Source organism: Verrucomicrobium sp. BvORR106, assembly GCF_000739655.1.
Classification (GTDB): Bacteria; Verrucomicrobiota; Verrucomicrobiia; order Verrucomicrobiales; family Verrucomicrobiaceae; genus Verrucomicrobium.
On sequence record NZ_BATR01000008.1, the window covers coordinates 45,454 to 54,433 of the forward strand.

The following is an 8,980-nucleotide window of genomic DNA, read 5'->3' on the forward strand; positions in this document are numbered from 1 at the left end:
CCCATGCCCTCCCTTCGACGCTGCTGGTTCCGTGGGCTGACGTTGGCGGTGTTGCTCTCCGCCACCCAGTGCAACAAGGAGAAACCTCCCGGTGCGCTGGATCGCTCCGGCTACCATGTGCGGGGGAGCAAGATCTTCTTCCTTCCCAACTGGACCAGTAGCGCCTGGGAAATCGAGGGTGTGGATCGGGCCACCTTTGAGTTCCCCCTGCCGAAAGGCACCGATGCGGACTACGCGAGGGACAAGCACCACGTGTACTGGCGGGGGAACCCGATCCCGGGCGTGGACCCGAAGACCTTTGAGATCCTGGATTCCGGCTATGTGCGCGACGCCTCCAACGTGTATCGCAACGGGATTCTGATCTGCGATGATGCCGCCCACTTCGAGATGGTGAGCGGCAACTTCGTCAAGAACAGCCACACCGTGTACAGGCTCTATCCGGCCACCACGCCGATCTCCGATGACCCTGCCCATTTTCGCGAAGTCTCCGCTCAGGATGGCTACAGCTTCTGCGCGGATCTCGCCCAGGTGTTTGTAAACGGGAATGCCATTCCCGGAGCTGATCCTGCGACCTTCCGGGTCCTGCAAGGCGGTTACACCCGGGATGCGGGGCAGAGTTTCTACTTTGACAAGCCCATGCCTGAGGGGACCAAGATCGATTCCCTGGAGATTCTGACCGGGGCCTACGCGAAAGACGCGGCCCGCGTCTATCACTTGGGCCATGTGGTGGAGGGAGCCGATCCCGCCACCTTCGTCGTCACTGACGACAAGTTCCAGCGGGCCAAAGACGCAGGTCAGGAATACGAGCAGGGAAAACGCAAACCAGGGCCTGCCGCTGCGGAACTGCCGTCACAGAGCGGCCAATAAGAGGCTTATTTTCTGGTACAGCACACGCAGGTGCCCCGTATGAATAGCCTTCACACCCTCCGCTGATCCATCATGAAAGTCCTCCTGAGCGCCCTCTTCTGCCTGCTTCTTCAAGCCAGCATCACGCTGGGGCAAGACAACAAGCCGCTGGAGCTGGCCGACGTGGAGGGCAATCCCCACCAGCCGCTCAAGGTGGAGGAAGGCAAGAAGGCGGTGGTGCTGCTCTTTGTCTCCCCCTATTGCCCCACGGCTGGGAAGTTCCTGCCTGAGTTCAACCGCATCGCTGCCGAGAACGGCCCGTCGTTTTCCTTTTACCTCGTGCATTCTGATCCCGAAACCAAGGTGACGGATGCCTACAAACAGGCCGTGCTGAACGAGGTGAAGTCCACGGTGCTGCTCGACAAGGACCAAGCCCTGGCGAAGAAGCTGAATGCCCGGATCACGCCGGAGTGCGTGGTACTGAACCCTGCGGGCGAGGTGGTTTATCAGGGGCGCATGAACGACCTCTACCTGGCCCCGACCAAGCGCCAGCGTCAGGCCACGACCAAGGAACTCAGCGATGCGCTGGAGGCGATCGCGGCAGGCAAACCGGTAGTCACCCCGCATACCGAGGCCGTGGGCTGCAAGATCGGCGGGCTGGCCCCGTGAGGTGATGGTCCATGGTTCGCATGGCGTGCGCACGAGAGGCCCTGACCGTTTCCGACCTCACATTTCCGGTCACGCCGGGCCTGCGTTCGACAATCTAGGGAGACTCAGCGTGCCCTGACGGCACGGAGAGGGCGCATGCGTCGTTGCGCCCATGACGTTCCTGAGTCAGAATTGCGGCCCCGATTGTCCATGAATCCACCTGAATCCTCCGAGAACTCCTGGGATGTTGTCATCATTGGCGGAGGTCCCGCCGGATCCTCAGCCGCCACCACCCTGGCCCAGGCAGGCCGAAAGGTGCTGGTGCTCGAGAAAGAGAAGTTTCCTCGCTTCCATATCGGCGAATCCCTCCTGCCCTACAACCGCCAGGTGTACGAAGAGCTCGGCGTATGGGACAAGATCTCCCAGGCAGGCTTCATGCGCAAAAAGGGTGCTCAGTTCCTGCTCGGCGATGGCACGCGCAAGGTGCGGCTGGATTTCTCCAAAGGCTCCTTCACCGAGTTCCCCGAAGCCGTGCAGGTGGAGCGGGCCAAGTTTGACAACATCCTTCTCACCCACTCCCAGGAGTGCGGTGCCGAGGTGCGGCAGGAGTGCCTGGTACAGGAACTGCAGGTCAACGCCGAGGGTGTGGTGGTCAAATATCGCGACAAACAAGGCGTGACGCACCAGGCAGGGGCCAAGTTCCTGATCGATGCGAGCGGGCTCTCCAACTTCACCGCCAACCGCGAGAACCGCCGCACCTACTATCCGGCGCACAAGAAGATCGCCATCTTCAGCCACTTCGCCGGGGTGGACATGCCCCAGGGAGAGGAATACGGGGACATCCTCGTGATCCGCCGGAACAACTCGTGGTTCTGGATGATCCCGCTGGAGGACGACAAGGTGAGCGTGGGACTGGTGATGGATCGCGGTGACTTCCAGGCGCTCGGGCAGGAGCCCAAGCAGGTGTTCGAGGACGCAGTACGCACCACCCCCGCCGTGCAGGAGCGCTTCACCAAGGTGGCGCCGCCCGCCTCCGTGTATGTGGCCACCGACTTCTCCTACCGGAACGACTCACTGGTCTCTGATCGCGTGATCCGCGCCGGGGATGCTTCCGGTTTCATCGATCCCGTCTTCTCCAGCGGCGTGCTGCTCGCGACCACCAGTGGCCGCCAGGCCGGACTGGTGGCGGATGAAGCCATCAAGCTGGGCGAATCCATGACCCCTGCCATGCAGGCGTATGAGACCGACACCCGCAATCGCATCGGCCAGTACTGGCAGTTCATTGAGCGCTTCTACACGCAGCCCTTCGCCCAGCTCTTCTTCCAGCCCTCCAACCGCTTCAAGATGATGTGCTCCATCAATGCGGTGCTGGCGGGATGCACACGGCTGCCTTTCCACGTGCGGATGCGCCTGCGCCTGTTCTTCGGCCTGGTATGGCTGCACAAGAAGTTCGGCATCGCGGAACAAATCCCGATCAAATAGCCGCAGTGAGTGATCTGCGCCCCGTCCTCATCGCCGGCCAGGGGCTGGCGGGCACGGCTGTGGCCTGGCGGCTCTGGGAGCGGCAGGTGCCGTTCCTCATCGTGGATCCCCAGGCGGCGCAGACCAGCTCGAAGGTCGCTGCCGGGCTGGTGACGCCCATCACCGGCATGCGGCTGAACCTGAGCTGGCGCATGGCCGCCCTGGCCCCGGAGGCCGTCGGGTTCTATGAAAGCATCGAACACCGCCTCGGGCAGAAGTTTTACCATGCCGCCCCGCACGTCCGGCTTTTTAAGAACGACCGGGAACTGAAGATCTGGGAGACACGCGCCACCGCGCCTGAACTCCAGCCGTGGCTGGAACCAGCCCCGCCCTCCCCGTTGGTGGATGAGGCCAGCTTCCATGGAGAGCTGGGCGGCTTCCAGCAACGCGACTCCGGCTGGCTGGACACTGCCTCCTATCTGGAAGCCAGCCGCACCTTCTTTGATGCGGAACAACGGGTGCAAACCGGCGAGGTGAATGACCAGGATCTGGCCGTGATGGCTGAAGGGGTGCAGTGGCAGGGCGTGGACTTCTCCCATGTGATCTTCTGCCGGGGCTGGCAGGAGTCTGGGTCCTCACGATTCTTCCCCTGGCTGGAGTTCGATGCCGCCCGTGGGGTGATCGTGACCCTGCGCACGGATGTCGTGGAGCACCGCATCCTCAATCGCGGTGCCTGGATGCTGCGACGCCCGGATGGAGCCTGGCGGGCAGGGTCCACGTATGAGTTTGATTTCAACCGTCCCATCGAGGACTCGGTGGCTGACGTGCGGCGCAAGCTGGAAGGCCTGCTGAAAGCTCCCTATGAAATAACTGCCGCCCAGGCAGGCGTACGCCCCATCATCAAGCGCCTGCCCTCCGTGGTGGGCAGGCATCCTTCCCATGAACGCGTCTGCGTGCTCAACGGCCTGGGGTCCAAAGGCGTGCTGCGCTCCCCCGCCATGGCCCGGTTGCTGGTGGAACACCTGCTGGATGGCCGCGAACTGGACGCTGAGGTGGATGTGCGCAGTCACCCCTGAGCTGACGGGTTGACACCTCCCGCCATCTTGTGTCCCGTGAGGGCGTCCATGGCCAACGCTCCACGTCCCCCCTCCACTCCCCTGCCCACCGCGGTGCGCTGGGTGCATGCGATCCTGGAAACGCGTCTCTTGCCCGGCGATCTGGCGGTGGATGCCACGGCGGGCAACGGGCACGACACGCTCTTCCTCGCGCAACGGGTGCTGCCAGAGGGACAGGTCTTTGCCTTCGACATTCAAGCCGACGCCATTCAGCAGACGGAAGTCCGGCTGCGTGAAGCGGGCGTGGACATGAGCCGCATCTCTCTGCATGTGGCAGGGCACGAGACCCTGACGGCCGCGCTACCGACAGAGGTGCATCAGCGGTTACGGCTCTGCATGTTCAACCTCGGCTACCTGCCTGGCGGCGACAAAGCCCGTATCACGCAGGTGGAGACCACCCTCTCCGCCATCCAGCAGGCGATGGATCTGCTGGCGGAAGACGGTCTGCTCACGGTGGTGGTCTATCCCGGCCATGAAGGCGGCATGCAGGAGGCAGGACGCGTCACAGCGATGCTGGAGGCGGCTTCGCCCGACTACTGGGAGGTACAGCGCATCGGCTACCTGAACTTCCGCCCCACCACGCCCTTCTGCCTGGTGGCACGACGCCGCACTGCCGCCCGGCCGACTTGACCCCCTCTTAGGTATCACAGACGGGAGCCACCGGGCGGATTCAGGAAACAATTCGACCACGCTGTTCCCACCTGCCTAATTGAAATAGGCAGGTCCTCCGCCCTGGCGGTAGAAGGCATGGGCCCGCTCAATGTCCTGGCGAGCCGCACGGTGGGGGTCCAGCTCAGGAAGCGAGGCCATGTCAAAGAACTCAATCTGGCTGCTCTCCAGGTTCGGGGTCGGCTGCCCGCCAATGATCTCGCAGAGGAAAAACATCTTGTAGATTGTGTTGGCATGCCTGGGATATCCGGCGCGATCGCGGTCAATGATGGAGACCAGTGCAGTGGCCTTCACCTGATATCCGGTCTCTTCCAGACACTCACGTTCCACACTCTCACCCGGGCTCTCATTCACATCGGCCCACCCACCGGGCAAGGTCCACAAGTTGGACGCGGTCTCCTTGATCAGCAGCACTTGATCCCCCTGGAAGATGGCTGCCCGCACGTCGAGTTTTGGAGTGGGATAGCCGATCTCGGCCGGCCATGTGAACTCCGGCTGCCGGAGAGGAGACTGGAGGAGCTCACCCGCGAGCTGCCTGAGCCGCAGAAAGCGCTCTTTGTCGAAAGCATCCTTGGTATAGGTCAGGCCTGCCTGGGCAATGGCTGCCAGTTCACGGGAGATTTCCAGAAGATCCGTCATGACCAAGGATTAAGCACCACCCGGTGAAGGGTATGTGAACGCCCTACGAATTCTTCGCGAATCGTGGCCACTGTGGCGCTGACAAACGGCGTGATCACACCGTCGAATTCCCTTTGCTGGCCCGGAGAAGGGTTCGAGTTCCGTCTTGGGGCAACCAGAACCTGCTTCTACCGCTTCTCTTCTTCTTCCATTTCGCGGAAGGCTTCTTCGAGCGCCGCATTCAATTCCTCAACGGTCGCCTTGGTCAAGCCCGGGTCCAGTTCAGGCTCCGGCACGGGAGTGGTCTGGCTGGCAAAGTCCCCTTTGTTGAAGGCCACGATATTGCTCGAGGCTGGCTCAGGAGCGGCCTCCATGAGATACTGCAAATCTGACGCTCCGTCCTCGGAGTGATCCTGGTTCACCTTGGTTTCCATGTTCAGGGTGGGGTCAAAGGATTGCAGCGCTTGCAGCCAGCCGCGAACGGAGGACAACTCCCGGTCAAATGTGGATACGACCCTCAGCCGGGCTTCCACCAAGGTGGCCTCGATCCGGGCCAGCTTTTCTTGAAGCAGGCTGTTCACCGGATGGGCGGGGTGGGAGGCGAGGGCCAACGAGGAGGACATAATGGAAATTATATACAATTTCCATAATTACACAATTAAAAATGACACTCCATATCCACCGAACTGACGCCAATGAGAGTCCGGCCGTTCAGAGTTCAGGAGTCGACTTTTCTTAAATATCTCATCATAAGCACCTTATAGAGAACTTAAGATCGACGATGCCGTGATCGATACAAGCTGGGGGCCGTGCCTTTGGCCGCCGCAAAAACGCGATTGAAGTTGGAGAGGGACTGAAAACCGGTCAAAAACGCGATTTCGCTGACAGACAGCGCCGTCTCCACCAACTGCTTGCAGGCCCTCGCCACGCGCAACTCGTTGATCAAGGCCGTGAGGGTTCGACCGGTCACTTTCTTGCAGTAGCGACTAAAGGCGGCATCGCTCATCCCAGCGACTTGGGCGATTTCGGGAAGGCTCAAGGGTTCTTCCAGATGAGCGTACAGATGGTCGTACACCCGGCGCATGCGATCGGCAGCGAGGGAGTCATTGTCCGGCAGATAGCCCACCCCAGCCAGACGCGAGGCCGCGCCAGCCCCTTCAGCGAGGATCTGGAGAATCTCCAGCAGACCAAGCAAACGGTTCGATCCCTTGGAAGACTCCAGCGATTTCATCAGAGGCTGCACTCGGGCGGAGATGCCAGGATCAAAGCAGAGCCCCCGTGGAGCCGCGTCCAACAGCTGCTTCCATTCCCGGCATTCAGGCAGCTCCCAGAATCCCTGCCCCAGAGAGGTGGGCCGCATATGGAGCACCAGAGCCCGGGCCCGCTGGTTTTTCCCACCCGCACCCACGCTCCGCCAGTAGTGCGGAAGATTGGGTCCCAGCAACACCAGATCGCCCGCAGAGAAAGCCCCCAGGTGATCGCCCACGCAACGGTCGCCCTCCCCTTCCACGATACAGGCAAGCTCAATCTCCGGGTGAAAGTGCCACGGCACTTCAAAGCGTGGGAGCTCGTAGCGCCGCACGAGGAAGGACTCGTCCGGCCCCCATTGCACATCTTCCAGGCGGGCGCGCATAGCGCTCCACATTGCCAGTCATTTACCCGGAAAGTCAATGAAGCCTCATTGATTTGGTCAAAATCCTGGGAGCAGCGGACAAGCAGTGGGTGGCACAGCCTCCTCCGTGTCGGTAGGATGATCTCATGAAACCGGCTGCCGATTTCGCCTCCACTTACCGTTCGTATCGCAACCTGCCGCCGCTCGCCGGCGTGACCACCTTTGCCAAGGCTGTGGAGCCAGGCCTCGCGGTGGAGGCCGGGGTGGACCGCCTGAAGCGCCATCACTACACGCTCAAGCGGCTCATGCAGATCCTGCAGTCCCGGTTGACGGCTGAACCGGTGTACGAGCTGAAGATGACCTACAGCCTGCACTCCCACTACTGTGCAGAGCATTGCACCGCCATGCGGGAACGGGTGGCCGAGATGCGCACTCCGCCTCTGGGTCTGGAGAAAGTGCCGAATGAGGCTCTGAAAACCTTCTTCGACGAAATCCAGAATGCCCCCACGACGGCGGAGATGCTCACCGGCATTTACGATCACGCCCTGCCCGCCCTGCAAAAGGCCATGCAACGCCATCGGGAGGAAACGCACCCCATGGCAGATCACCCCACCGTCCGCATCCTCAGATTTGCCCTGCTGGAGATCGAGGAAATGACTCACTGGGGCCGGGAGGCACTGCCCTGCCTGGTGTCTGCGGAAGCCAAACACAAGATGAAGGACTGGGAGCACCTGCTCGAAGGCCTGCTGGCAGCAGCTGGAGGCCTGGATGGAGCCGCAACGCCTGAGCCGTGCGCCCTCGCCCCCATTTACAGTGACCAGCCGATGGCCTACGACAAGACGCCCCGGCGGGACGAACGCTTCCCTGACCCCTACAACATGGGCGTGCATGCCGAGGAGTTCCTCTACGATCCCCAGTACTCCGCCAGGGACAAGACGCTCATGATGTACTACAAGCGGCTGCGGGAGATTGACGTGCCGGAGATGATGGCCAGCATTCTGACGGAGACGCCGGACAAACCCTGGGGCTACTACCGGGACATGACGCGGCAACTCTGGGACGAGGCGCGCCACGCCATGCTGGGCGAGATCGGTTTTGTGGCGAGGGGCATCGACTGGCCCCACCGGGTGATGGTGAACTTCACCTGGGCGCTGGGGTTGAACACACAGCTCAAGCCATGGGAACGGCACGCGGTGCTTTATTTCATCGAACAGGGGCTCATGACCAAGACCGGCAAGCGCTTCGAATGGGAAGTGGGCATGGAGTCGGGCGATCCCCTGGCGGAGACCTTCCAGGATTTTGACTGGGCAGATGAGGTGCTGCATGCCCAGATCGGGAAGCAGTGGTATGTGAGCGCCTTTGGCGACCAGAAGCAGGCGATTGAATACGGCAGCAACTGCTGGAGCAAGGTGCTCATTGGCTGGCGCGAATGGAAGGACCAAGGGCTGACGCAACACCGCAACTGGTGGCCGGAGCTGTATCGGGAATACTGCACGGTCCAGGGTGTTGAACCGGATCCCGCGGCACTGGCCTATCACACCACCTACGAGACTTCCCGCGCCGATCTGGAGAAGCTGGCGGCGTCAGCGTGAGTGTGCGGGGCGTGTGCCACACACAGACGTACCAGCAGTCTCGTCCCGGAGGGACGTCGGACAGTAGCCGGTGGTGACGGGAGCGTAGCGACCACAACCACCGGATAACATGTGTGAAATCATCGCGTCCCGGAGGGACGCCGGATCGGGGCACATGGTCTACCACGTTCACCCAAATTGCGAGCAGCGTCCGATTGCGCATCCACTTTGCAGGCTGATGGGCGGCCTCTTTGTACGCCGTCCCCAACACCTGGTCCCGCCTGCGGGACTTTGGGACTGCGGTGAGAATCACCGCTTTGGCTACACCTGGTGAGGTTCCAGCTCCTCACATAGGCAGCGGAGCCCCGCCGTCTTTCACTCCGTTCACACCACATCGTCACCCGCCTGACGCAGCACTCCCCAAAGCGGCAATTCTTGCC

At 61.7% G+C, this 8,980-nt stretch carries 9 protein-coding genes; 6 read left to right on the plus strand and 3 right to left on the minus strand.

The features are described 5' to 3' along the window. Window positions 1–3: 3 nt before the first annotated feature. The 5 genes from BV106_RS01440 (at window position 4) to BV106_RS01460 (ending at window position 4,700) form a co-directional block, all read left to right on the plus strand. Window positions 4–867 (plus strand): DKNYY domain-containing protein, encoded by an 864-nt coding sequence (locus tag BV106_RS01440; RefSeq protein ID WP_051944735.1) that lies wholly within the window; start codon window positions 4–6, stop codon window positions 865–867. A 72-nt stretch (window positions 868–939) separates the two neighbouring features. Next, on the plus strand, window positions 940–1,515 hold the full coding sequence (locus BV106_RS01445) for a redoxin family protein (RefSeq protein WP_038159357.1): 576 nt from the start codon (window positions 940–942) through the stop codon (window positions 1,513–1,515). Between the two features lie 189 nt (window positions 1,516–1,704). Beyond that, window positions 1,705–2,976 (plus strand): NAD(P)/FAD-dependent oxidoreductase, encoded by a 1,272-nt coding sequence (locus BV106_RS01450; RefSeq protein ID WP_038159359.1) that lies wholly within the window; start codon window positions 1,705–1,707, stop codon window positions 2,974–2,976. A 5-nt stretch (window positions 2,977–2,981) separates the two neighbouring features. Next, window positions 2,982–4,031 (plus strand): FAD-dependent oxidoreductase, encoded by a 1,050-nt coding sequence (locus BV106_RS01455; RefSeq protein ID WP_038159362.1) that lies wholly within the window; start codon window positions 2,982–2,984, stop codon window positions 4,029–4,031. A gap of 48 nt (window positions 4,032–4,079) precedes the next feature. Next, on the plus strand, window positions 4,080–4,700 hold the full coding sequence (locus BV106_RS01460) for a class I SAM-dependent methyltransferase (protein ID WP_051944738.1): 621 nt from the start codon (window positions 4,080–4,082) through the stop codon (window positions 4,698–4,700). A gap of 75 nt (window positions 4,701–4,775) precedes the next feature. Here the strand turns inward: BV106_RS01460 and BV106_RS01465 are convergent, their stop codons facing one another. The 3 genes from BV106_RS01465 to BV106_RS01475 all read right to left on the minus strand — a co-directional run bounded on the left by BV106_RS01465 (window position 4,776) and on the right by BV106_RS01475 (window position 6,990). Then, window positions 4,776–5,378: an NUDIX hydrolase gene (locus BV106_RS01465; RefSeq protein ID WP_051944742.1), complete on the minus strand. Its 603-nt coding sequence runs from the start codon at window positions 5,376–5,378 to the stop codon at window positions 4,776–4,778. Window positions 5,379–5,545: 167 nt separating this feature from the next. Continuing rightward, window positions 5,546–5,980 carry a hypothetical protein gene (locus BV106_RS01470; protein WP_038159366.1) on the minus strand — a complete coding sequence of 145 codons (435 nt, stop codon included), beginning with the start codon at window positions 5,978–5,980 and terminating at the stop codon, window positions 5,546–5,548. 146 nt (window positions 5,981–6,126) lie between these two features. Next, entirely contained in the window at window positions 6,127–6,990 is an 864-nt protein-coding gene (locus tag BV106_RS01475) for an AraC family transcriptional regulator (protein ID WP_051944745.1), read from the minus strand. Between the two features lie 125 nt (window positions 6,991–7,115). On the opposite strand from BV106_RS01475, the gene BV106_RS01480 reads away from it, so the two are divergent. Next, on the plus strand, window positions 7,116–8,561 hold the full coding sequence (locus tag BV106_RS01480; RefSeq protein WP_038159369.1) for a hypothetical protein: 1,446 nt from the start codon (window positions 7,116–7,118) through the stop codon (window positions 8,559–8,561). The last annotated feature ends 419 nt before the right edge of the window (window positions 8,562–8,980 follow it).